This is a genomic window from Streptomyces composti (assembly GCF_012034205.1).
GTDB lineage: Bacteria > Actinomycetota > Actinomycetes > Streptomycetales > Streptomycetaceae > Streptomyces > Streptomyces composti.
Genome location: NZ_JAATEM010000001.1, coordinates 127,140 through 151,963, shown reverse-complemented (window position 1 = coordinate 151,963; position 24,824 = coordinate 127,140). Strand labels below are relative to the sequence as shown.

Annotated in this window: 15 protein-coding genes; 5 read left to right on the top strand and 10 right to left on the bottom strand. The window is 71.9% G+C overall.

All coding sequences use genetic code 11. From position 1 onward, the window contains the following. Nucleotides 1-22 precede the first annotated feature (22 nt). The 3 genes from HCJ93_RS00660 to glgA form a co-directional block, all read right to left on the bottom strand. Entirely contained in the window at nucleotides 23-2,638 is a 2,616-nt protein-coding gene (locus tag HCJ93_RS00660) for a PA14 domain-containing protein (protein ID WP_167990063.1), read from the bottom strand. Nucleotides 2,639-2,863: 225 nt separating this feature from the next. Further along, nucleotides 2,864-4,084, bottom strand: coding sequence for a glucose-1-phosphate adenylyltransferase (gene glgC, locus HCJ93_RS00655; RefSeq protein ID WP_167990062.1), 1,221 nt, complete (start codon nucleotides 4,082-4,084; stop codon nucleotides 2,864-2,866). A gap of 51 nt (nucleotides 4,085-4,135) precedes the next feature. Further along, nucleotides 4,136-5,287, bottom strand: a complete 1,152-nt coding sequence (glgA, locus tag HCJ93_RS00650) for a glycogen synthase (protein WP_167990061.1) — start codon at nucleotides 5,285-5,287, stop codon at nucleotides 4,136-4,138. A gap of 386 nt (nucleotides 5,288-5,673) precedes the next feature. On the opposite strand from glgA, the gene HCJ93_RS00645 reads away from it, so the two are divergent. Beyond that, nucleotides 5,674-6,786: a DMT family transporter gene (locus HCJ93_RS00645; protein WP_167990060.1), complete on the top strand. Its 1,113-nt coding sequence runs from the start codon at nucleotides 5,674-5,676 to the stop codon at nucleotides 6,784-6,786. Here the strand turns inward: HCJ93_RS00645 and HCJ93_RS00640 are convergent. Then, nucleotides 6,776-8,044 carry a transglycosylase family protein gene (locus HCJ93_RS00640; protein ID WP_167990383.1) on the bottom strand — a complete coding sequence of 423 codons (1,269 nt, stop codon included), beginning with the start codon at nucleotides 8,042-8,044 and terminating at the stop codon, nucleotides 6,776-6,778. The two genes, HCJ93_RS00645 and HCJ93_RS00640, sit on opposite strands and share 11 nt — an antisense overlap. A gap of 368 nt (nucleotides 8,045-8,412) precedes the next feature. On the opposite strand from HCJ93_RS00640, the gene gnd reads away from it, so the two are divergent. Then, the gene (gene gnd / locus HCJ93_RS00635; protein WP_167990059.1) at nucleotides 8,413-9,852 is read left to right on the top strand and encodes an NADP-dependent phosphogluconate dehydrogenase; all 1,440 of its coding nucleotides are present in this window, start codon (nucleotides 8,413-8,415) and stop codon (nucleotides 9,850-9,852) included. Nucleotides 9,853-10,435: 583 nt separating this feature from the next. On the opposite strand, the gene panD is transcribed toward gnd, so the two are convergent. Beyond that, nucleotides 10,436-10,855: an aspartate 1-decarboxylase gene (gene panD / locus HCJ93_RS00630; RefSeq protein ID WP_167990058.1), complete on the bottom strand. Its 420-nt coding sequence runs from the start codon at nucleotides 10,853-10,855 to the stop codon at nucleotides 10,436-10,438. Between the two features lie 234 nt (nucleotides 10,856-11,089). Continuing rightward, nucleotides 11,090-12,529, bottom strand: a complete 1,440-nt coding sequence (locus tag HCJ93_RS00625; protein ID WP_167990057.1) for an MFS transporter — start codon at nucleotides 12,527-12,529, stop codon at nucleotides 11,090-11,092. Between the two features lie 334 nt (nucleotides 12,530-12,863). Between HCJ93_RS00625 and HCJ93_RS00620 the strand changes: the two genes are divergently transcribed. Further along, nucleotides 12,864-13,364, top strand: a complete 501-nt coding sequence (locus HCJ93_RS00620) for a hypothetical protein (RefSeq protein ID WP_309141278.1) — start codon at nucleotides 12,864-12,866, stop codon at nucleotides 13,362-13,364. Nucleotides 13,365-13,635: 271 nt separating this feature from the next. After that, on the top strand, nucleotides 13,636-15,573 hold the full coding sequence (gene glxA, locus HCJ93_RS00615; protein WP_167990056.1) for a radical copper oxidase GlxA: 1,938 nt from the start codon (nucleotides 13,636-13,638) through the stop codon (nucleotides 15,571-15,573). 161 nt (nucleotides 15,574-15,734) lie between these two features. On the opposite strand, the gene HCJ93_RS00610 is transcribed toward glxA, so the two are convergent. Together HCJ93_RS00610 and ctaD are read right to left on the bottom strand one after the other, a co-directional pair. Continuing rightward, nucleotides 15,735-16,295, bottom strand: a complete 561-nt coding sequence (locus tag HCJ93_RS00610; RefSeq protein ID WP_167990055.1) for a hypothetical protein — start codon at nucleotides 16,293-16,295, stop codon at nucleotides 15,735-15,737. Nucleotides 16,296-16,298: 3 nt separating this feature from the next. Next, nucleotides 16,299-17,999, bottom strand: coding sequence for an aa3-type cytochrome oxidase subunit I (gene ctaD, locus HCJ93_RS00605; RefSeq protein WP_373563538.1), 1,701 nt, complete (start codon nucleotides 17,997-17,999; stop codon nucleotides 16,299-16,301). 416 nt (nucleotides 18,000-18,415) lie between these two features. On the opposite strand from ctaD, the gene HCJ93_RS00600 reads away from it, so the two are divergent. Next, on the top strand, nucleotides 18,416-19,033 hold the full coding sequence (locus HCJ93_RS00600) for a hypothetical protein (RefSeq protein ID WP_167990053.1): 618 nt from the start codon (nucleotides 18,416-18,418) through the stop codon (nucleotides 19,031-19,033). A 55-nt stretch (nucleotides 19,034-19,088) separates the two neighbouring features. Here HCJ93_RS00600 and HCJ93_RS00595 read toward each other — a convergent pair whose 3' ends face one another. Both HCJ93_RS00595 and putP read right to left on the bottom strand, forming a co-directional pair. After that, on the bottom strand, nucleotides 19,089-20,936 hold the full coding sequence (locus HCJ93_RS00595) for an ABC transporter ATP-binding protein (protein ID WP_167990052.1): 1,848 nt from the start codon (nucleotides 20,934-20,936) through the stop codon (nucleotides 19,089-19,091). A gap of 161 nt (nucleotides 20,937-21,097) precedes the next feature. Beyond that, on the bottom strand, nucleotides 21,098-24,664 hold the full coding sequence (gene putP / locus HCJ93_RS00590) for a sodium/proline symporter PutP (protein ID WP_167990051.1): 3,567 nt from the start codon (nucleotides 24,662-24,664) through the stop codon (nucleotides 21,098-21,100). Nucleotides 24,665-24,824 lie beyond the last annotated feature (160 nt).

Here is a 24,824-nt window from a genome sequence, read left to right as displayed (position 1 = left end):
TGATCCGGCCGCTGAGGATGCGTCACCCGGCGGGGCAGCCCGCGGGCCGGGCCCGGGAGGCGTCCCGGATCAGCGCCTCGTGGGCGGCCCTGACCCGGGGGACGTCCGGCTTCATCACCCGGCGGTCGTAGGTGAGCAGCCCGTTGAGCTCGCCCTCCACGTCCGAGATCTGGGTGTAGACGGCACCGTTGCCGCCCTTGCAGACCAGGGCGCGCACCTCGTCGAGCTTGGCCAGGTAGTCGTCGGTGTAGGTGGCCGGGTCGACGTCGATGTACGACTGCTGCACCGACCAGGCGTGTCCGGGCACCGCGAGCCCGAGGCCGCCGTACTCGCCGCTGACCAGGGCTCGCCGGCCGTCCGGCCGCGGCGGCAGCGCCGGGCTCGGATAGCCGTGCTCGTCCATGATGTCGCCGGCGTTGCCGTCGGCGCCGAGGTTGAGCCCCGACTGGTTGTTGACCAGCCGGGAGGGGTCCCAGGCCTTGGCCAGCTCGGCGATACGGCCCACGTCGTACTGGCCCCAGCCCTCGTTGAAGGTGACCCACATGACGACGGACGGGCTGCTGATGTGCTCGTCGATCATCTGCTTCAGCTCGCGCTCGAAGCGGGCGCGCGACTGGGCGTCCGGATTCACCCCGGCGGTCATCGACGGCATGTCCTGCCACACCAGCAGGCCCAGCCGGTCCGCCCAGTAGAACCAGCGGTCGGGCTCGACCTTGATGTGTTTGCGCACCGAGTTGAAGCCCAGCTCCTTGTGCTTGCGCAGGTCGAAGGCGAGGGCCTCGTCGGTGGGCGCGGTGTGCAGACCGTCGGGCCAGAAGCCCTGGTCGAGGGTGGCCATCAGGAAGACGGGCTTGCCGTTGAGGACCGTGCGGGGCACCCCGTCGATCTTCTCCACGGCGATGGAGCGCATACCGAAGTAGCTGCCGACGCGGTCGGCGCCGACGGTCACCTTCAGCCGGTACAGGTACGGGTCGTCGGGCGACCACAGGCGGGGGTTGCGGATGCGCAGGGTCAGCGGCTCACCCGTCCGCCCGGTCGCCGTGGCGACCTGGCGGTTGCCCGCGTACGCGGTCGCCCGGACCGGCAGTCCGTCCCGGACGCCGCGCGCCTGGACGGACAGCTGCTCGTTGTCCACGTCGGGGATCAGCGCCAGCGAGTCGACGTGGTCGCGGGCGACCGGCTCCATCCAGACGGTCTGCCAGATGCCGGAGCTGGGCGTGTACCAGATGCCGCTCGGGTCGAGGCGCTGCTTGCCGAGGGGCGGGTTCTCGCCGTTCGCCGCGTCGGTCGGGTCGTGGACGCCGACGACGAGTTCCTGGGTGCGGCCGGGCTTGAGCGCGTCGGTGACGTCGGCGCTGAACTTGTCGTAGCCGCCCTCGTGCTCGGCCACCTTGGTGCCGTTGACGTACACCTCGGCCCGCCAGTCGACCGCCTGGAAGTTCAGCCGCAGCCGCTGGCCGGACCCGATGCGCCAGTCGCGCGGGACGGTGAAGGTGCGCCGGTACCACATGCGGTCCTCGTGCCGCTGGATCCCGGAGAGCTGGGACTCCACCGGGAACGGGACCAGGATGCGCTCCTTGAGCGTCCTGCCGAACGGCGGCCGCTCGCCCTCCTCGGCGGCGGCGAACTGCCAGCGTCCGTTGAGGCTGGCCCACTTGTCCCGGGTGAGCTGGGGGCGCGGGTACTCGGGGTGGGCGTTGTCCGGGCCCACCTCGTCGGCCCACCTGGTGCGCAGCTCGTAGGTGGAGCGGTTGGGGCCGCTGCTGAGGAAGGCGTCGACCGGGTCGCCGTCGGCCGCCGTCAGTCCGCCCTTGCCGTCGTAGCGGATGTCGGCGGTGCCGCGGGCGGTGCCGGTCTTGTTGCCGACGACCGGCTCGCCGAGGGTGACCAGCAGGGCCCTGGGGTCGGCGGGGTCGGGCGCGGCGGACTTCAGCGGCCACTCGGCGCCGCCGATGACCGCGGTCAGATGCTCGGTGAACCCGGCCGGGGGCGCGGCGAGCGGCTGCGGGAAGTCGAGCTCGAGGGTGCGTCCCGAGGCGAGGACGGTGGCGGCGAGTGCGCCGTCGTAGTCGAAGCCGTCCGGGAGGCGGAACGCCGACTGGGGCACCGGCTCCTTGCTGCCGCCCGGCTCCGTCCAGCGCAGGTGGAAGTTGGAGCCGCCGTAGTGCTCGAAGTACTCGACCTTGATGTCGTAGGCGCGGCCCGCGGTCAGCTCGACGGGCTCCGCGGTCTGTTCGCGGTCCCAGTCGTCGACCCAGTGGTCGATGGCCGGCTTGCCGTCGATCCACAGCCGGAACCCGTTGTCGGCGGTGATCGAGAAGATGTGGGGGCCGGTCTTCTCCGGCACGATCTTGCCGGTCCAGCGGACGCTGACGTCGTCCGAGCGGCCGGTGGTGAAGTTCAGCCGGGGCTCGAGGTTGTCGAAGTCGAGGTGGGGATCGAAGGCGGTGGCCTTGAGCTCGTGGAAGTCGAAGACGCCGGGCGCGGAGTGGGTGTAGTACTCGCCCTTCAGCCCGTGTATCTCCGCCGGGTCCTCCGCCGCCGCGGCGGCGGCCTGGCCGGTGGCGGTGAGTCCCGCGACGGCGAGTGCGGCGGCCAGCAGGAGCGCGAGTCGGTCTCTGAGTCGTCTGGTGCGCACGGATCCTCCGTGGGTGAGGAAGGTGACGGCTCTCGCTGATGACGAACGTGGCGATGTTCTGTTGTGTGCGAAGTAGTTGCTCACACAACGTTGTCACGAACAGTACTCGGCATAACAGCACGGATTCCGCCATCCGTCCAGGGACATGACAAGGGCCCCGGTGGTCCCACGACCAACCGGGGCCCCTAGGGCTTCGGGACTGCCGCGCCCGCAGGCGCTCCTGGACTACTGCACCTGCTGGCCCTTGCCGAGGACGATCACGCCGCCCTTGGACACCGTGTACAACTCGGCGTCCCGCTCCGGGTTCACGCCGATCGTCGCGCCCGGCGGCACCTCGACGTTCTTGTCCAGCACGGCGCCGCGCACCACCGCGCCCCGCCCGATGTGCACGTTGTCGTGCAGCACCGAACCCTGCACCACCGCCCCGGGATCGACCACCACCCCCGGCGAGAGCACGGACCGGGTCACCTGACCGCGGATCAGACAGCCCGCACTGATGATCGACTCACTGGCGATCCCGCCCGCGTTGAACCGGGCCGGCGAGAGCTGGCCGGAATGGGTGTAGATCGGCCACTGCCGGTTGTAGAGGTTGAACGCCGGGCGCTCCGCGATCAGGTCCATGTGCGCCTCGTAGTACGCGTCCAGAGTCCCCACGTCCCGCCAGTAACCCTGGTCGCGGGTGGTCTCGCCGGGCACATGGTTGGTGCTGAAGTCGTACAGCGCCGCCTCACCGCGCTCGGTGAGCCGGGGCAGGATGGAACCGCCCATGTCGTGCACCGAGTTCTCGTCCTCGGCGTCCCGCTGCAGCGCCTCGATCAGGGCCTTGGTGGTGAAGATGTAGTTGCCCATGGAGGCGAACACGCGGTCCGGGTCGTCGGCGAGCCCCGGCGGGTCGGCCGGCTTCTCCAGGAAGCGCTGCACGGTCTGCCCGTCGGAGCCCGGGGTGATCACACCGAACGCGGAGGACTCCGCGCGCGGCACCCGGATCCCGGCGACCGTGACTCCCGCGCCGCTCTCGATGTGCTGGGCAAGCATCTGGCGCGGGTCCATACGGTAGACGTGGTCGGCGCCGAACACCGCCACGTACTCCGGCCGCTCGTCGTAGATCAGGTTCAGCGACTGCAGGATGGCGTCCGCGCTGCCCAGGTACCAGCGCGGGCCGAGCCGCTGCTGCGCGGGCACCGGGGTGACGTAGTTCCCGAGCAGGCTGGACATCCGCCAGGTGGTGGTGATGTGCCGGTCCAGGGAGTGCGACTTGTACTGCGTGAGCACGCAGATCCGCAGGATGTCGCCGTTGACCAGGTTGGACAGCACGAAGTCGACCAGCCGGTAGGTGCCGCCGAAGGTGACCGCGGGTTTGGCGCGGTCCGCGGTGAGTGGCATCAGACGCTTGCCCTCGCCGCCCGCGAGCACGATTCCCAGGACCGAAGGTCCACCACGACGCATGGCCGCTCCCCTCACGCCGAGTCTCCCCATCCCTGCCCGTGGCAGGGACGGCTAAGCCTGTTCGCGGATCTCCTCGTAGAGCCGGACGGTGCGGCGGGCCACCGCCGCCCAGCCGAACTCGGCGACCGCGCGTTCCCGGCCGGCCTCGCCCATCCGCCGGGCGGCCTCCGGGTCCCCGAGGACCTGATCCAGCGCCCGCGCCAGACCGGCCTCGAAGTCGTCGTCCACGTCGACCAGTACCCCGGTCTCCCCGTCCGCCACGACCTCCGGGATCCCGCCGGTGCGGGAGGCCACCACGGGGGTGCCGCAGGCCATCGCCTCCAGATTGACGATGCCGAGCGGCTCGTAGACGGACGGGCAGACGAAGACGGCGGCGTGGGTGAGCAGCTGGACGACCTCCGGCCGCGGCAGCATCCGCGGGATCCAGTGCACGCCCTCGCGCACCCGGCTGAGATCCTCGTACAGCTCGCGGAACTCCCGGTCGATCTCCGGGGTGTCCGGCGCTCCCGCGCACAGCACCACCTGGGCGGCCGGATCGATGCCGCGCACCGCCCGCAGCAGGTGCGGCACGCCCTTCTGCCGGGTGATGCGGCCGACGAACAGCACATAGGGGCGCGAGCGGTCCAGGCCGATGCGCTCCAGGGCCTCGGTGCCCGGGTCGGGGCGGTACAGGCCGGTGTCGATGCCGTTGTGCACGATGTGCACGCGGGCCGGATCGAGGGCGGGGTAGCACTCGAGGATGTCCCGGCGCATGGCCCCGGAGACGGCGATCACCGCGTCGGCGGTCTCGAACGCGGTGCGCTCGGCCCAGCCGGACAGCGCGTAGCCGCCGCCGAGCTGCTCCGCCTTCCAGGGGCGCAGCGGCTCCAGCGAGTGGGCGGTGAGCACATGCGGGATGCCGTACAGCATCTTCGCGAGGTGACCGCCCAGATTGGCGTACCAGGTGTGGGAATGCACGAGGTCGGCGCGCTCGAGGGCGGCGGCCATGGCGAGATCCACCGAGAAGGTGCGCAGCGCGTCGTTGGCGCCGTCGAGTGCGGGCCACGGGCGGTGGCGCAGCACCCCGTCGGCGCGGCCCTCGCCCCAGCAGTGCACCTCGAGGTCCACCAGCGGCCGCAGCTCGCGGGCGAGGAACTCCACGTGGACTCCCGCACCGCCGTACACGTCCGGGGGGTACTCCCGGGTCAGCAGTCCCACACGCACCCGCGAACCCCCTGTCTGAGCACACGTCCCCTTCATGGTCACCCACAACGGCCGCCTGCGGAACCCCCGGAGGACGTCTCCCCGATCTTTCTGCGCGGGGTCCGGGACCCTTGCCGCGCGGGCCCGGGACGCCGGGGGCCGGTCTCGCCGCGCCCGCGTCACCCGCGCCAGGGGGTGTCCCCTAAGGGCCCGACCCCGGGGCGGGGGACCTGCCGGTACCCGTCCAGGGGATGACGGGCCCGCCGCCGTACTCCATCGGCAGTAGGACACATTGAGTGCTCAGGGACGACGACGGGAACAGGCCGGGACGGCAAGGTGTTGGTCATGGAAGCCGACCCTTCGCCGCGCCGGGCCGACGGCCCCCGCCATCCGCAGAGGAGCAGCCGATGAGCGCCCTCGCGTTGTCCGTGCTGCTGTCGTTCGTGTCCGCCGTGGCCTACGCCGGCGGCGCGATCGTGCAGGAGCGGGTCGCGGCGTCCTCGCCGGGCGAGCAGTACGCACCGCTGCGCCGCCCGGCCTGGTGGGCGGCCGTCGCACTCAACGGTCTCGGCGCCCTGCTGCACGTGGTGGCGCTCGCCTACGGGCCCCTCAGCATCGTCCAGCCGCTGGGCGCCCTCACCATCGTGTTCGCGCTGCCCATGGCAGCGCTGTTCGTCGGCCGCAGGGCCGGGGCGACCGCCTGGCGCGGCGCCGTCATGGCGACGGTGGGCCTGGCCGGTCTGCTGGCCCTGGTCGGCGCCCCCGCCGCACAGTCGCTGGACACCGGCCAGCGGGTCGCGGTGGCCCTCACCACGGCCGGCGCCATCGCCGCCCTGGTGGTCGCCGCCCGGGCCGTGCACCGGCACCCGGCGGTGCGCAGCATCCTGCTGGCGGTCGCCTCCGGCGCCGCCTTCGGCATGGCCTCCGTCTTCACCAAGACCGTCGCGGTCGACTGGACCGCGGGCGTCTCGGTCGGCGACCTGCCCTCGCTCGCGGTGATCGGCGTGCTGGCCACGGCCGGGCTGCTGCTGTCCCAGGCGTCCTACCGCAGCGGCGGACTCGCCGCCCCGCTCGCCACCCTGACGGTGGTGAATCCGGTGGTCGCCGCCGCGGTCGGCATCACGATGTTCGGCGAGACCTTCCGCTACGGCACGACGGGCACCGCGCTCGCGCTGAGCTGCGGTGTGGTGGCGGCCGGCGGGCTGATCCTGCTGACCACGGAACGGCTCGCGCGCGAGCAGCGGCAGGCCGCCCCGGCCACGTCGGTTCCCGCGGTCCCGGCGCCGGCTCCGGCTGCTGCGACGGCGACGGCCCTCCCGGCCGACGACCCCGCGCGGGGGCTGCTCGCCGGTCTCGAGGTGCCCGAAGACGTGTCGCTGCCGGTGCCGGTCCCGGCCGGGGTCCCGGCGGGGGCGGATGCCGGCGCCGAGGTCCCGCGGGCGGCGTACGCGCCCTTCTACGGCGGCCCGTACGTCCCGGTCCCCGGCACCGTCCGGCACCGCATGCGTGTCAGATCCTGACGCCGCCCGCCCTGAGGTAGGCGACCGGGTCGATGTCCGACCCGAATCCGGGCCCCGTCCGCACTTCGAAGTGCAGATGCGGGCCCGAGCTGTTGCCCGTGGACCCGGAGCGGCCGATGCGCTGGCCGGCGCTCACCGGCTGGCCGCTGCGCACGGAGATCGCCGAGAGGTGCGCGTACTGGCTGTAGCGGCCGTCCTGGTGCCGGATCACCACCTGGTAGCCGAAGGAGCCCTCCCAGCCCGCGCTGACCACGGTGCCCGCCGCGACCGACCTCACCGACGTGCCGGTGGGCACGGGGAAGTCGACGCCGGTGTGGTAGCCCTTCGACCAGGCGGAGCCCGCCTTGTGGTAGGGCGTGCCGAGCGCGGCGCTGACGGGGGCGACGAGCGTGCCGCCCTTGGCGGCCGTACCCCGCCCGGCACGCTCCCCGCCGCGCTGCGCCGCGGTCTGCTTCTCGGTCTGCTTCTCGGCCTTCTTCTGCGGCTTCCCGCCCCGCTTCTGGGCCTTCTCGGTCCGCTCGGCCGGCTTCGGCTGCTGAGCCCTCCTCGGCGGCTGCGCCGTGCCGGAGGCGCCGTCGGGCAGGGCGAGGCGCTGGCCGGGGATGATCAGATCCGGGTCGGCGCCGATGACCGAGCGGTTGGCCTCGTACAGTCCGCGCCAGCCGCCCCGCACCTTTTCCTCGGCGGCGATGCCGGAGAGCGTGTCGCCCGTGACCACGGTGTACATCTCGGTGCGCCCGGCGCGGGACTGCGGCGTCTTCTGCGGTTCGGCGTCCTCGACCGAGGACCGGTCGGCGCGCTGCCTGCGTTCGCCGCGGGCGGTCTTTCCTTCGCCGCCCTTGCCGTCACCGCCCTTGACGCCGATGTCCGGGGCCTCGCCGCCCCGGGTGAGTCCCGCCCGGACCGAGCAGACCGGCCAGGCTCCCGGTCCCTGTCCCTCGAGGACCTTCTCCGCCACGGCGATCTGCTGTTCCCTGGTGGCGAGATCGGCGCGCGGCGCGTACCGCGTGCCGCCGAACGCCTCCCAGGTGGACTGGGTGAACTGCAGTCCGCCGTAGAACCCGTTGCCGGTGTTGATGTCCCAGTCGTTGCTGGACTCGCACGCCGCCACCTTCTCCCAGGTCTCCACGTCGGCGGCCTGGGCGGTGCCGCTCATGGTCAGCGGCAGCGCCATCCCGGCGCCGCCCGCGGTCACGGTGAGCGAGGCCCGGTTGATCCTGTTCGGCTGATACCGGCGGTGCCGGCCGCGCACGGCCATGGTGCCCCCCATCGACAATGCGTCAGGAGGGGCAAAAGTAAGCGCTGCGAACAGGCCGCCACAAGACGCCTATCGGTCGCGCGGATGCGTCACATGGCCGGTCTTTTTCGCCCGTTGCGCCCCGAGTTGCGGATCGGGTGCCGCACGCGCGGGCGGGTGCGACGCGCCGCGGGCGCACGGACGCACGCGCCCCGGTGAGTGCGAAGGGGGGTGACGCCCGTATGTGCCTGCGGCGGAGCCGTACGACGGCGCCCGCGGCCGGTCCGGCCCGCGCGTGCGCCCGCCGGTACGGCACGTCAGGATGGTCGAGGCAGGACTGACGGGCACCACCGGCAGCACCGATACCGAGGGCACTAGGAGCCAACCCTATGAGCAGTTCAGCGCAGATCGGCGTCACGGGTCTCGCGGTCATGGGCCGCAACCTCGCGCGCAATTTCGCCCGCAACGGCTACACGGTCGCGGTGCACAACCGGACGGCGGCGCGGACGCATGCGCTGGTGGAGGAGTTCGGCCACGAGGGCGAGTTCGTCGCGGCGGAGACCGCCAAGGAGTTCGTGGCGGCGCTGGAGCGGCCCCGGCGGCTGGTCGTCATGGTGAAGGCCGGTGAGCCCACGGACGCGGTGATCGAGGAGTTCGCCCCGCTGCTGGAGCCCGGCGACATGATCATCGACGGCGGCAACGCGCACTTCGCGGACACCCGGCGCCGCGAGCGCGAGCTGCGCGAGAAGGGCATCCACTTCGTCGGCACCGGCATCTCCGGCGGCGAGGAGGGCGCGCTCAACGGCCCGAGCATCATGCCGGGCGGCTCGAAGGAGTCGTACGAGTCGCTCGGCCCGATGCTGGAGAAGATCTCCGCCAAGGCGGCCGACGGATCGCCCTGCGTCACGCACGTCGGCCCGGACGGGGCCGGGCACTTCGTGAAGATGGTGCACAACGGCATCGAGTACGCCGACATGCAGCTGATCGGCGAGGCGTACCAGTTGCTGCACGACGTGGCCGGCTACTCCCCCGCGCGGATCGCGGACATCTTCCGGACCTGGAACACCGGCCGCCTGGACTCGTACCTCATCGAGATCACGGCCGAGGTGCTGTCGCACGTGGACGCGGCCACGGGCGAGCCGTTCGTGGACGTGGTGGTGGACCAGGCCGAGCAGAAGGGCACCGGCCGCTGGACGGTGCAGATCGCCCTCGACCTGGGGGTGCCGGTCTCCGGCATCGCGGAGGCCGTCTTCGCCCGTTCCCTGTCGGGGCACGCGGCGCTGCGCGAGGCGTCCCGCGGGCTCGCGGGCCCGAAGGCGAAGCCGATGAGCGAGTCGGAGGCGGCGGCCTTCGCCGACCGGGTGGAGCAGGCGCTCTACGCCTCGAAGATCGTCTCCTACACCCAGGGGTTCCACGAGATCGCCGCGGGCAGCGAGGAGTACGGCTGGGACATCGACCTCGGCGCGGTCGCCTCCATCTGGCGCGGCGGCTGCATCATCCGGGCGGCCTTCCTGGACCGGATCCGCGCCGCGTACGACGCCCGGCCAAACCTGCCGAGCCTGCTGTCCGACGAGACCTTCGGACGGGAGATCGCCGAGGCGCAGGACGACTGGCGCGAGGTGCTGGTCGCCGCGGTCCGCAACGGCGTGCCGACCCCCGGCTTCGCCGCCGCGCTCGCCTACTACGACGCCCTGCGCGCCGAGCGCCTGCCCGCGGCGCTCACCCAGGGCCAGCGGGACTACTTCGGTGCGCACACCTACCGGCGGACCGACCGCGAGGGGTCGTTCCACACACTGTGGGGCGGTGACCGCTCGGAGGTGTCGGCGTAGGCAGCGCCGCCGGACACGCGAAGGGGCGGTGGATCCCCGGCCCGCCGGCCCCCCCGGGGAAATCCCCGAGGCCCAAAGCTCGTTCCGGGATCCACCGCCCCTCGCCCGCCCCGGGCGGGATCGCCCCGCCGGTCCGCCGGTGTGCCGCCGGTGATCACGCTCAGGTCAGGGGCGGGCCCGGTTCCGGGTTGGGCACCGGCTCGGGTCCCGGAGGGATCGGGGACGGCGAGGGCTCGGGCGGCGGTCCCGGGGACGGGGGCGGAGGCGCCGGGGCGGGCGGCGTGGGTGCCGGGCCCGGCTCGGGGGCGGGGGGCGGCTCCGGCGGCGGGACCGGGTGGGGCTGGGGGTGCGAGGGCTCGGGGCCCGGTGCGGGCCCGGGAGGGACGGGGTCCGGGTACGGGTCGGTCATGACGGATGTCCTCCGGCCAGTCGCTCGACTACGGCTCTGGACTCATCCCCCGCCTACCCGACGCCCGATACCTCAGTCACCCCGTCGCGGGACATTCCGGGCCCGGGTGGCGCTGCACCCGGGCCCGTCACCGATCGGCTCACCCGTGCGGACCCCTCCGGCGGGTGCGCGGGGTCAGGCGGTCACGGCCTGCGGGCTGCGCCGCTGGTCCGACCCGGGCACCGGCTCGGCGGCGTCGGCCCCGAGGGCCACGATCCGGTTGCCGGCGTCCACATGCACGACCCGGGGCTTCATCTCCCGCGCCTCGGCGTCGCCGACCTGGGCGTAGCTGATGATGATGACCAGGTCACCGGGGTGCACGAGATGGGCGGCGGCACCGTTGATGCCGATGACCCCGGAGCCGCGCTCGCCCTCGATGACGTACGTCTCCAGACGGGCGCCGTTGGTGATGTCCACGATGTGCACCAGCTCGCCGGGCAGCAGGTCGGCGGCGTCGAGCAGATCCGCGTCGATCGTCACGGATCCCACGTAGTGCAGGTCAGCCTGCGTGACGGTGGCACGGTGGATCTTGGACTTGAACATGGTTCGCAGCATGTCGGTCTCCCCAAAGACGGCTCCCTGCCCGCTTTGTGCAGGTCAAGGGCTGTTGCGACACCTTACAACGAGTCGCTTGTCCGGCTGCTGTCTGCTGCGTCACCGGGACTTGCGCGGTCCGCGCACCGAGCCCTACGACGCGCGGCGGCCTGTCGGGAGAAGCGGTTCGGATGATCCGCCGCTCCCGAAGGGCGTCGCCCATGGCCGGGGGTGGTCCGGCCGGCGGCTCGTCGGTCAGACGCCTGTCTGCTCGGTCTCGGGGACCTCGGCCGCCTCCTGCGGGGCGGCGACCGCCCTCTGGGCACGCATCGTGGTCAGCGCCAGGATGCCGCCCACTGCTGCGACGCCTGCCGCCGCGAGGAAGGCGGCGCCGAATCCGTCGGTGAGCGCCGGCAGGTCACCGAGTGCGCCCGCGCCCCGGGAGGTGGCCAGCGCGGTCAGGGCCGCGAGACCGAGCGCCGAGCCCACCTGGTAGGCGGTGTTGACGATGCCGGAGGCCAGGCCCGCCTGCCCGGCCGGGGCGCCGGACATGGCGGCCATCATCGCCGGGATGTACGCCAGCGACATGCCCAGGGCGGCCACCAGCGAGGCCGGGAGGACGTCCACCGCGAAGGAGCCGGTCGGTTCCACCGCCGACAGCCACACCAGGCCCAGCGCGAGGACGAGCAGTCCGCCCGCGATCAGCGGCTTGGCACCGAAGCGGGCCAGCAGCCGTGCCGTGACGGCGTTCATGAAGACCATGAGCAGTACGGTCATCGGCAGCAGCGCGGCGCCCGAGGCGAACGCCCCGTACCCGAGCACCTGCTGCAGGTAGAGGTTGAGGAAGTACCACATCGGGATCCATGCCGCACCGAGCAGTGTCATCGCCAGGTTGGCCGCTCCCAGCCCCGGGACCCGCCAGATGCCGAGCGGCATCAACGGCTCGCGCACGGTCCGCTGGAGCACGAGGAAGACGGACAGCAGAGCCGCGGCGCCGAGCAGCCCGAGCACGGTCTGCGGGGAGCCCCAGCCGGTCTCCGGGGCCCGTACCACGGCGAACACGGCGAGCGCGAGACCCGCGGTGACCGCCACGGCACCGAGCAGATCGACGGCACCGCGGCGCGGGGCGACCGACGGCAGCAGCCGGGCGGCCGCGAGCGTGGCCAGGCCGATCGGGACGTAGATGATGAACACCCAGGGCCAGCTGAGCCATTCGGTGAAGACGCCGCCGAGGAAGACACCCGCGGTGCCGCCGGCGGGAGCCGCGGCACCGTAGAGGGCCATGGCCCTGCCGAGCTCCTTCGGGTCGTGTGCGAACAGCGTCATGAGCAGGGTCATCGCGGCAGGCGCGATCAGAGCACCGCCCACGCCCTGGACCGCTCGGCCGGCGACCTCCACCCATGCCGTCTGCGCGGCTGCCGCGACGACCGACCCGCCGGTCAGCACGGTCCAGCCCGTGATGAAGACCCGGCGGGCACCGAGCAGGTCGGACAGGCGCCCGCCGAGCAGGAGCAGACCGCCGAAGGCGATGACGTACGCGTTGAAGACCCACTGCAGATCACCCTGCGAGAACCCGAGATCCCGCTGCATCTCGGGGAGCGCGACACCGATGATCGAGGTGTCCATGATCACCATGAACTGGGCGGCGGCGAGGACGACGAGCGCCCACCAGCGCCGTGGACTGACGGTCGGCATGACCTTTCCCTTCCACTCGTGGCCGGAACCCGGGCAGCCGGGAACCGGGAAGTCGATACCCCTAGGGGGTATCCATGCGGGAAGCTACAATACCCCTAGGGGGTATGCAAGCGATGGGGTGGCCGGCATCCGGTAGGGCCGGACGGTCCTGCGTGTGAGGGCCGTTCGGTCCCGGTTCCCGGCCCCGTCGGCCCGTGTGCGTGCGCGCGGCGCGCGGGCATGATCGTCACGCTCGTGGACGGCGCGTCCTCAGCGGCGAGTGCCGTCCGCGGGAAGGTGCGGCGCGCTGCCGGGGGGACCGCCCGAGGGCGACGGGGAGAAAGGACGGCCGGGAGTGATCGCAGTTGTGGGGCATCCCGATCTCACCGCGTCGACCCTCGCATTGCTGGAGCAGGAGCTGCGCTCCCGGCTGGCCGGCTTCGCCGAGACGGGCCGGAGGGGACTGGTCCGCGTCGGCAAGGGGCTGCCCGTGGCGTTCGGCAGAGCCGCCCGTGCGGCGGGGCTGCCGCTGGTGACCGTGCTGCCCTGCCGTGACGGCATGCCGGTGTATCTCGCCGAGCCGGATCGCAGCGCGGCGGGTGAGCTGCTGTTGCTCTCGGAGCAGGTCCGATTGGTGGAGTACGACCCCGCGGACCGCACTTCGTGCGTGACCGCGGACGAGGGCCTGCTGCGTTCGTGCGCCCGGCTGCTGGCCGTGTGGGACGGCTCGCCGTCGAACGGCCGGGATGCCACCGCTCATCTGGTGGCCTACGCACGCAGTCACGGAGTAGCTGTCGAGGTGCTCTGGCCGCAGGGGGCGCGGCACGGGGCCGCGGCCTGTGCGGCGTCGGCATGAACGCCGGACGCGTTGCTCCGGACCGGTGGCGTCTCGGGGCGCCGGCCAAGGGCCGTCGAGCCGGTGACGAGCGAGCCCATCTGGCTCACTGACACGGCGTCAAGACATCAGGGGACGAACGCTCGTCGTGCCGGGCGGCGGCGTGCCGTACCGCGCCCGGGAAGACCCCGCGCAGCACGCCTCCTCGCACCGGACGCGGCCGGGCCGGCCTGTGCGGCGGCCCGGCCGGTCCATGTCGTTCAAGCTCATCACTCTTTGGGGAACGCAGGGAATGACCATCCATACCGCCCGACGCCGTCGTGCCCGTCGTCTTGCGATGGCCACGACGGCGGTGCTCGCGCTGGCCGGGATGAACGGGCCGTGGCTGTATCGCGTCACCGCCGACACGTACCACCGGTACCGGATCAACACGCCCGAGTACAAAGCCGAGAACGGCCACTGGGAGACCATCGAGTTCCCCGAGGAGTACCGGCAGAACACCATTCATGCGGCGCTGCTGCACACCGGCAAGGTCCTCATGATCGCCGGGTCGGGCAACAACCAGAAGAACAAGGACGCGAAGGTGTACGACACGCGTCTGTGGGATCCGGTCCGGAACACCATCAAGAAGATCCCGACGCCGAACGACCTGTTCTGCGGGGGCCACACCCAGCTGCCCGACGGCAAGCTGCTGGTGGCGGGCGGCACCAAGAGCTACGAGAAGCTCAAGGGTGATGTGAAGAAGGCCGGGGGCGTGATGATCATCTACAACGAGAACCCGGACAAGCCGATGACGCTGCCCGCCGGGACCAGGTTCACCGGCCGGAAGAACGGGAAGACCTTCGTGGCGACGGAGCCGGTGCTGATTCCGCGCGCGAAGAAGATCTTCGACAAGTCCGGCAAGTGGCTGCGGAACAACCCGGGTTACGGCCGGGTCTATGTCGAGGCGCTGAAGGAGGGCGCCAGGTACGAGACCGGTACCGAGGACAACTACCGCATCCAGGGCCTGACCGGCGCCGACGCCCGCAACACCTACGGCATCGCGCAGAAGCTGGCGCTGGACAAGAAGGACTTCCAGGGGCTCAAGGACACGTACGAGTTCGACCCGGTGGCCGAGAGGTACGTCAAGGTCGATCCGATGCACGAGGCCCGCTGGTACCCGACGCTCACCACGCTGAGCGACGGGAGGATCCTCAGCGTCTCCGGCCTCGACGACATCGGTCAGATCGTGCCGGGCAAGAACGAGATCTACGATCCGAGGACCAAGAAGTGGACCTACACCGACAAGGTCCGTCAGTTCCCCACGTACCCGGCGCTGTTCCTGATGCAGAACGGGAAGATCTTCTACTCGGGCTCCAACGCGGGCTACGGACCGGACGACGTGGGCCGTGAACCGGGCATCTGGGACCTGAGGACCAACGAGTTCACCAAGATCCCCGGGTTGAGCGATCCGGAGCTGATGGAGACGTCCGGGACGGTGCTGCTGCCGCCTGCGCAGGACGAGAGGTACATGGTGATCGGAGGCGGCGGGGTCGGTGAGTCGAAGCGGTCCAGCAAGAAGACCCGGCTGGTCGATCTCAAGGCGAAGAACCCGCGCTTCGTGGACGGGCCCGAGCTGGAGAAGGGCACCCGCTACCCCGAGTCGTCCATTCTGCCCGACGACACCGTGCTGATCTCCGGCGGCTCCGAGGACTACCGGGGGCGCAGCGACTCCGACATCCTCCAGGCACGCATCTACCACCCGGACACCAACACGTTCCAGCGCGTGGCCGACCCGCTGATCGGCCGCAACTACCACTCCGGTTCGGTGCTGCTGCCCGACGGCCGCGTGATGTTCTTCGGCGGGGACCCGCTCTTCGGCGACAAGGCGAACACCAAGCCGGGCACCTCCGAGAAGCGCATCTCCATCTACACGCCGCCGTACCTCTACCGGGGCGAGCGGCCCCGGCTCAGCGGCGGCCCGAAGACCGTCAGGCGCGGTGAGTCGGCCACCTTCGCCACGAAGGACGCGGCGTCCGTCAGGACGGCCCGGCTGATCCGCCCCAGCGCCACCACGCATGTCACCGACGTCGACCAGCGGTCCATCGCGCTGGAGGTGAAGAAGTCGAAGGACGGCGTGACCGTCACCGTCCCCGGGAACCGCAACCTGGTCCACTCCGGCTGGTACATGCTGTTCGTGGTGAACGACAAGGGGACGCCGAGCAAGGCGCAGTGGGTCAGGGTGCCCTGAGCCCCTGCTCCACGGCAGAGTCACAGAGGACGAGGAGGAGGAAAGGAGAAGGAGGGGGGGGAAGGAGGGAAGGGAAAAGGAAAGGGAAAGGGGAGGCACCCGGGTTCCGGGGCCTCCCCTGAATCGTTCCGGCGTCAGGACGCGTCCGTCGTGCCTGACCGTCACTGCGGGTGGTGCGTACGGCCGGCTGCACCACGGCCGGCCGTACGCGTGTGGGCGATCGCGAGGGTGAGGGAGAGGCCCGCGATCGCGGCGGGAACGGCGGCGGTCGCCAGCCAGTGCGTGCCGTTCCCGGGTCCGGTGGCCAGTCCGAGGATCGCCGTGGCCGAGCCGGTGATCAGCCCGCCGGCGAGGAGGAGGGCGACGAGGGTCCGGGAGGGGCGGGGGCCGGGCCCTGCCGCCTGTTGCCCGAGCTCCGCCCAGTGGCGGGCGGCCTCGCGCAGTTCGCGGCGCAGCTGGACCGCTGCGCGCACCCGGAGGGCGACGGTGAGGGCCGCGCCGGTGGTGGCCGCGGCGGACGGAGTCCACCAGGAGTCGGCCACCAGGAGCAGCACGGCGACGATCCCTGCCGTGCTCCAGCCGCTGAGGCAGGCGGCAGCGGCGGTGCGGCGGGAGGCCGGGCGGTCGGCCCTCGCGCGCAGATCGGCCAGGGCCGGCACGTACCAGACGCAGCCGGAGGCGGTCACCGCGGCGAGTCCCAGGGCGACGACGGCTCGGGACATGGCCTACCTCGCCGCCTCGAGCTGGGCGATCTCGGGATGGTGCAGGTCGAACGCCGGGGATTCGCTGCGGATGCGCGGCAGGGTGCGGAAGTTGTGCCGCGGCGGCGGGCAGGAGGTCGCCCACTCCAGGGAGCGGCCGTAGCCCCACGGGTCGTCCACGCCGACCGGCTTGCCGTACTTGGCCGTCTTCCAGACGTTGTAGAAGAACGGCAGCAGCGACATGCCGAGCAGGAACGAGCCGATGGAGGAGAGGGTGTTGAGGGCGGTGAAGCCGTCGGCGGCGAGGTAGTCGGCGTACCGGCGGGGCATGCCCTCGGCGCCGAGCCAGTGCTGGACCAGGAAGGTGAGGTGGAAGCCCGCCGTGAGGGTCCAGAAGGTGATTCTGCCGAGCCGCTCGTCGAGCATCTTGCCGGTGAACTTGGGCCACCAGAAGTGGAATCCGGCGAACATCGCGTACACGACCGTGCCGAAGAGCGTGTAGTGGAAGTGCGCCACCACGAAGTAGGTGTCGGAGACGTGGAAGTCCAGCGGCGGGGAGGCCAGGATGACGCCGGTCAGGCCGCCGAAGGTGAAGGTGATCAGGAAGCCGGTCGCCCACAGCATCGGCGTCTCGAAGGACAGGCTGCCCTTCCACATGGTGCCGATCCAGTTGAAGAACTTCACGCCGGTCGGGACCGCGATGAGGAAGGTCATGAAGGAGAAGAAGGGCAGCAGCACGCCGCCGGTGACGTACATGTGGTGCGCCCACACGGTCACCGACAGGCCGGCGATGGCGATGGTCGCGCCGATCAGGCCCATGTAGCCGAACATCGGCTTGCGGGAGAAGACCGGGACGACCTCGCTGATGATGCCGAAGAACGGCAGGGCCAGGATGTAGACCTCGGGGTGGCCGAAGAACCAGAAGAGGTGCTGCCACAGCAGCGCTCCGCCGTTGGCCGAGTCGAAGATGTGCGAGCCGAACCTGCGGTCGCACTCCAGCGCGAACAGGGCGGCGGCCAGCACCGGGAACACCATGAGGACCAGCAGGGCGGTCAGCAGCACGTTCCAGGTGAAGATCGGCATCCGGAACATCGTCATGCCCGGCGCGCGCATGCAGATGATGGTGGTGATGAAGTTGACCGCGCCGGCGATCGACCCGAAGCCGGAGAGCGCCACGCCCATGATCCAGAGGTCGGCGCCGACGCCGGGAGAGTAGACGGAGTTGGACAGCGGCGTGTAGAGGAACCAGCCGAAGTCGGCTGCCCCGCCCGGCGTGAGGAAGCCGGCGGCCGCGATCAGCGAGCCGAACAGGAACAGCCAGAAGGCGAGCATGTTCAGCCGGGGGAAGGCCACGTCGGGCGCGCCGATCTGCAGCGGCATCAGCCAGTTGGCGAAGCCGGTGAACAGCGGCATGGCGAACAGCAGCAGCATGACCGAGCCGTGCATGGTGAAGGCCTGGTTGAACTGCTCGTTCGACATGATCTGCGTGCCCGGGCGGGCCAGTTCGGCGCGCATCATCAGCGCCATCACGCCGCCGACGATGAAGAAGACGAACGCCGAGACCAGGTACATCGTCCCGATCTTCTTGTGGTCGGTGGTGGTGAGCCAGTCCACCCACGACGGCCGGGGGGCCGTGTGCTCCGTCCGTGGGGCCGGCTCCCCCGCCGCCGGATCCGCCGCCCCCGTCCGCGGGGTCCCCACCTGTTGAATCCGTGCCTCGTCCACCGGACGGCGTCCTCCCTGTGTGCTCATGTCGCTGAGGGCCGGGAAGAGCCGCGCACGCGGGGAGACCCCGACGGGGCCTTCCCGGCCCGCCACATGATCGGCGCAGGGGTACCCGGTCCCGATAGGGTCGAACGGTCCCTGTCGGGGCGGGGCGGGCAGGACCAACGGCCCCTTTTCGCACGGCGGGCCTCCGGCGCCGGGCGGGAGGCGCTCGGGTTGCCGGTCCGGGAGGCGGAGGACGCGGCCCGGTGGTGAACATTGGCGGTTCCCTTACCGGGCGCTGACACAGCTCTGACGTTGCGCTGAACGTCGTCCTCCTAGGCTGGTGGCCGTCAGCGGCCGGCCGTCCACGGTGCGTTCCCCGCTCGGTCGGTGCACCGGACGGGCCCGTTCTCCCGGCCGTGAGGAAGGATGCTGTGACGACCGATCTCGATACCCGTTCCTCGAGCACTCCCCCCGCCGGACCGGCCGGCGCCGCACCGCTCGGTCCCTCGCTCACCGGTGGCGAGGCCTTCGACGACACGGACCCCACCGAACTCCTGGGGCCGCTGCCGGAGGATCTCGTGGACTCCCCGGTGCTCACCCGTCCTCCCGGCGACGAACCCGCCGGGGCGTCGCGCGGCGGGCTCTGGGACCGGCTGGGCGACCGCTGGGCGACGGCCGCCACGGCGGCAGCGGCCGGATGCGTGCTGCTCGGGGCCCTGCTGGGCGTGGCGAAGCTCACCGAGGGCTTCCCCGTCATGGGTGAGGGCACACAACAGGCGGGCGGGGCCGCCTCGTCCACCGCCCCTCCCGCCGAGGAGCCCGGGCAGGAGACCCCCGCCGCGCCCGCCTCTCCGCCGGCGGCCGCCGCGCCCTCCCCTCCGGCCGAGCCCACGCCGTCGGAGTCGCAGCCGGAGTGGGGCGGCGCCCTGCCGGAGCAGAGCCCCGCACACCCCGACGACGACCCTCATGACGACGACGAGGAGGAAGAGGAGGACGAGGACGAGGACGACCGCCGGGACCGCGACGAGCGGGAGGACGACGAGCACTAGGGGCCGGACGGTTGCGCGTGCTCCCGCCGGTGCCCGGTGCTCCCGCTCGGTGCGCTCACACGGTGAGATCGGGCTCCCGGTCGACGACGTCCGCCGGCTCCGGGCCGTCGTTCTCGCCGAGGAAGCCGCCGGACTGGTGCTGCCACAGCCGGGCGTAGGTCCCGTGCGCGGCCAGGAGTTCCTCGTGGGTGCCCTGTTCGAGGACCTTGCCGCGGTCCAGGACCACCAGGCGGTCCATGCCGGCGACGGTGCTCAGCCGGTGGGCGACGACCAGCGCGGTGCGCCCCTCCATGAGCCGCCACAGGGCGTCCTGGACCAGGATCTCGCTCTCCGAGTCCAGTGCGCTGGTCGCCTCGTCGAGCAGCAGGACCGGGGCGTCGCGCAGCACCGCCCGGGCGAGGGCGACGCGTTGGCGCTGGCCGCCGGAGAGCTTCACGCCCCGCTCCCCCACCAGGGTGGCGAAGCCGTCGGGGAGCTGGTCGGCGAACTCGGTGACATGGGCGGCGTCCGCCGCCGCGCGGATCTCCTCGTCGGTGGCGCCGGGGCGGGCGAAGGCGATGTTGTCGCGCAGGCTGCGGTGGAACATCGCGGGCTCCTGCGGGACGTAGGCGATCAGTGAGCGCAGGTCGCGCTGGCGCAGCCGGCTGATGTCCTGACCGCCGATCAGGATGCGTCCGCCGTGCAGGTCGGACATGCGCAGCAGCAGCCGGGTGAGGGTGGTCTTGCCGCCGCCGGACCTGCCGACCAGGCCGACCCTGGTGCCGGCGGGCACGTCCAGGTCCAGGCCGCGGAAGATCGGCTCGGCGCCGCGGTGGGCGAAGGTCACGTTCTCGAAGCGGACGCCGGTGTGCTGCGGGGCGAGCGGTTCGGGGTCCGCCGGGTCGAGCACGGTCGGCGGGTCGAGGACCAGCTCCGTGAACTGGGCGGCCTCGGTCATGGAGCTCTCCAGCCGCCGGTAGATCTGGTTGAACTCGAACATGATCTGGGTGGCGTTGGAGTAGTAGGTGAAGGCGACCACGATCTGCTCGACGCTCTGGCCGGATCCGCCGAAGACGATGGCGACCAGCAGGCCCAGCACATTGGTCAGCACGGACATGGGGGCGATCAGCGTGTCGACGCGCAGGTTGCCGTAGTCCCAGGAGCGCAGCATCAGGCGACGGGAGTCCGCGACGTGCCGGCGGTGCTCCTCGGCCTCGCGTGGTTCGGCCGCGAAAGCCCGGATGGTCTCCATGTTGCCGAGGCTGTCGGCGACGTGACCGGAGACCCGGGCGATCGCCGCCTCGCGGTCGTTGACCAGCCGCTGGCGGCGGCGGATCAGCGGGGCCGCGGCCACCACGGTCAGCGCGATCATCAGCAGCAGACCGGCGACGAGCAGCGGTTCGTAGCGCCAGAGGATCACGGCGCCGAAGCACAGCGGGACGAGGCTGCCGAAGATCCGGAAGGTCAGGGTGTCGACGAAGTCCTCGAAGCGCCGCCCGTAGCTGAGGATGCGCTTGGTCAGGGAACCGGCGAAGTTGTCGTGGAAGAACGCCGCGTCCTTGGCGAGGAGTTCATCCATTCCGGTGATGTACAGGTGCTCGATGCCGAGGGCGTCCACGCGGTTGAGGCAGTGCAGCCCGATCCGCCACAGCGCCTCGGCGAGCAGCAGGACGGCCCCGAAGCCCAGGACGTACGGCAGGGCCGAGGCGAGGGTGAGTTCACCGCGGTCGGCGGCCTGGCCGGCCAGCTTGGCGATCAGCAAGGGGGCGATGTAGCGCAGGCCGATGTTGCCGGCGGCAGGCAGCAGGAGGGCGGGCAGAGCCCAGCGTCGCAGGCGGAGCAGTTCGCGTCCGTAGCGGCGCAGCGCCAGGGCGACCGCACCTCGGTGCGGCGGCGCGGGTGGTTGCGTGTCTGACGTTCCCATCACACTCCCGGTGGTCGGACATCGGAAACCGGAAGTGTCCCGTCCCGGGATGCCCACAGTCCAGGCATTTACCGTGGACCGCAGAAATCAGGACATCCCAGGTGTGCGCTTCGTCGACTTGCGTGTCACGCACGGAGGTTCGACGAGGTCCGGCCCGCGGGCTACACCTCCGGCGTGAGGCTCTGCTCCGCCCAGATGACCTTGCCGGCCGAGGTGTAGCGGGTGCCCCAGCGGCGGGAGAGCTGGGCCACGATGAGCAGGCCGCGCCCGCCCTCGTCGGTGGTGCGCGCGTGCCGCAGCCGGGGTGAGGTGCTGCTGGCGTCGGAGACCTCGACGATCAGGCTGCGGTCGCGGATCAGGCGCAGCGAGCCCGGCATGGCCGCGTGGCGGATGGCGTTGGTGACCAGTTCGCTGACGATGAGTTCGGTGGTGAACGCCAGATGGTCCAGGCCCCAGTCGGCGAGCTGCCGCACGGCGGCGTTGCGGGCGTCGGCGACCGCGGCCGGGTCGCCGGGAAGGTCCCAGGAGACGACCTGATCGGGTGTCAGGACCCGGGTGCGGGCGAGCAGCAGCGCGGCGTCGTCGGGCGGCGGCGCCGGCAGCAGCGCGTCCACGACGCCGCGGCCGATCTCCTCCAGGGTCGGCCGGGGCACGGCGAGCGCCTCGCCGAGCCTGGCGATCCCGGCGTCGATGTCACGGTCGAAGGTCTCCACCAGGCCGTCGGTGTAGAAGGCGATGAGGCTGCCCTCGGCCAGCTCCACCTCGGCGGACTCGAAGGGCAGGTAGCCGAGGCCGAGCGGCGGACCGGCCGGCAGGTCCAGGACCTCGGGGCGGCCGTCGGCGCCGACGACCACCGGCGGCAGGTGCCCGGCGCGGGCCAGGGTGCACCGGCCGCTGACCGGGTCGTAGACGGCGTACAGGCAGGTGGCGCCGAGGAAGGCGGCGCCGGTGGCGATCTCCTCGGTGGCCGTCTGCTCCCGGTCGCCGTCGGGGTGCATCAGCCCGATGACCAGGTCGTCGAGGTGGGCGAGGAGTTCGTCCGGGGAGAGGTCGAGGTTGGCCAGGGTGCGGACGGCGGTGCGCAGCCGGCCCATGGTGGCGGCGGCGTTCATCCCGTGGCCGACGACGTCGCCGACCACCAGGGCGACCCGCGCGCCGGACAGCGGGATCACGTCGAACCAGTCGCCGCCGACCCCGCTGGGCGCGTCGGCCGGCTGGTACCAGGACGCGGCCTGCAGGGCGGAGCCGCCCGCCAGCGCCTGCGGGAGCAGGGCCCGCTGCATGGCGCGGGCGGCGGTGCGCTCCCGGGTGTAGCGGCGGGCGTTGTCGACGCAGAGCGCGGCGCGGGAGACGATCTCCTCGGCGAGCCGTACGTCCTCGTCGTCGAACGGCCCGAGGCGCCCGTAGCGGGCGAAGGTGGCGACGCCCAGGGTGACGCCGCGGGCCCGCAGCGGGACCACCATCAGCGAGCGGAAGTCGGAGCGCAGAATCGAGGCGCCCAGCGACTCGTCCTCGGTCACCCATGGGCTGACGGAGCGGTCCAGGGTGCGTTCCACCAGGGTTCTGCTCTCCCGCAGGCACCGGGTCACCGGCGAGGAGGGTGCCCGCCGGACCGCCTCCCCCACCTCCAGGCTCGCCTCCGGGCAGCCGGGGCGCACGGAGTGCTGTCCCGCCCGGCGGATGACCGGGGCGAGGCCGACCGGGCCGGGGGCGGGTTCCTCGCCGCGCATCACGGAGTCCAGCAGGTCGACGGCGACGAAGTCGGCGATGCGCGGCACCGCGACCTCGGCCAGTTCCTGGGCGGTCCGGGTGACGTCGAGGGTGCTGCCGATACGGGCGCCGGCGTCGTTGAGCAGGGCGAGGCGTTCCTGGGCGCGGCGGCGCTCGGTGACGTCCAGGACCATGTACAGGATGCCGACGGTGCGGCCGTGGCGGTCCTTCATCCCGAAGAACGACACCGACAGGGCCCGCCCCGGGTCGGGGCTGTTCTCGGTGCTGCGGAACTCGTAGTCCATCACCGGTTCGCCGGTGCGCAGGACCGTGCGCATCCGTTCCTCGAAGGGCCCGGCCTCCTCCGGGGGCAGCACCTCGCGCACCGCCCGGCCGAGCCGCTCCTCACGGGGGATCATGCGGTCCAGCGGCTCGTTCACCCAGACGTAGCGCAGGTCGGTGTCGAGGACGGCCATGCCGACCGGGGCGTGGGTGAGGAACGGGGTCACCATCAGCTGGCCGCCGCCCGGCATCTGCCAGAAGGCACGTTTCGGCGGGCGGCCCACGTAGCGTCCGAAGAGCAGGGCGGCGCCGGTGGCCATCAGCACCCCCGGCACCATCTCGTAGATGCCGGACTCCAGCGGGCCGAGCAGCGGGTTGATCCACTTCCAGGCGAGGACCGTGGTGGCACCGGCCACTATCCCGGCCATGGCGCCCGCCCAGGTCATCCGGGGCCAGTAGAGCGACAGCACGACGACCGGGCCGAAGGCGGCGCCGAACCCGGCCCAGGCGTAGGCGACGATGCCGAGGATCCCGTCGCCGCGCAGCGCGATCGCCAGGGCCACCGCGATCACCGCCACGACGGCGGCGCGGCCGATCCACACCAGTGCGGTGTCGGAGGCGCGCCGGTTGAGGAACGCCCGGTAGAAGTCCTCGGTGAGAGCGACGGACGAGACGAGCAGCTGGCTGTCCGCGGTGGAGATGATGGCGGCGAGCACGGCGATCAGCATGATCCCGGCGACCCAGGGGTCGAGCAGGGCGTGGGTCAGCGCGATGTAGACGGTCTCCGGGTCGGACAGCGGTGTGCCGAGCTCTCCGATGCCGGCGAGGCCCACGACGGTGGCGCCCAGGAGGACGACGATCACCCATCCGGTGCCGATCCGGCGGGCGGCGGGGACGTCCTGGCTGCTGCGGATGCCCATGAAGCGGGCCAGGATGTGCGGCTGGCCGAAGTAGCCGAGCCCCCAGGCGAGCAGCGACACGATCGCCACGCCGCCGAGGCTGCCGCCGGACATCCATTCGCCGCCCTCGTAGATGACCAGGCTGCCGGGCTCGCGCAGGCCCCGGTCCTTGCTGTCCAGGGCGTCGCCCAGGGCGGTGAAGCCGCCCAGGGAGGCGAGGGCGACCACGGGGACCACGACGAGCGCGAGGAGCATCAGCGCGGCCTGCATGACGTGGGTCATGCTCACCGCGAGGAAGCCGCCCAGGCCGGAGTAGACCACGATCAGCAGCGCCGTCAGCGTGGCCCCCGCCTCGAAGGGCAGGTCGAAGGTGGTCTGGAACAGCACTCCGCCCGCGACCAGCCCTGAGCCGACGTAGACGGTGAAGAAGACCAGCGTGACCGCCGCGGAGACCAGCCTGAGCATCCGGGTGCGGTCCTCGAAGCGCTCCTCCAGATACGCCGACAGGCTCACGGCGTTCTCGGCGTGCTCCGTGTAGGTGCGCAGCCGTGGCGCGACGACCAGCCAGTTCAGGTAGGTGCCGATGACCAGTCCCACGGCGATCCACACGTATCCGATCCCGGCCGCGTAGACCGCACCGGGAAGGGCGAGGAACAGCCAGCCGGACATGTCGCTGGCACCGGCGGACAGACCGGCGACGAGCGGGCGGAGCCTGCGCCCGCCGAGCGCGAAGTCGGTGAAGCGGCGCGTGCGGGTGCAGGCCCAGACACCTGTGGCGACCATGGCGACCGCGTACAGGACGAACGTGGTCACGATCGGCGCGCTCAACTCGAACATATGGTCCTCGCCCGCGAGGGTCGCGTTCAGCGTGGCGGCAGCCGGCCGCCCGACAGCGTCACGCCTTGGCGACAAATGTACAGATTGCAGGCGAGTGTTTCGCGTGCTGCGCACATCTGTGCACTCCTGCGCGCCTGCGGCGCACCGGACCGGCGGGGAG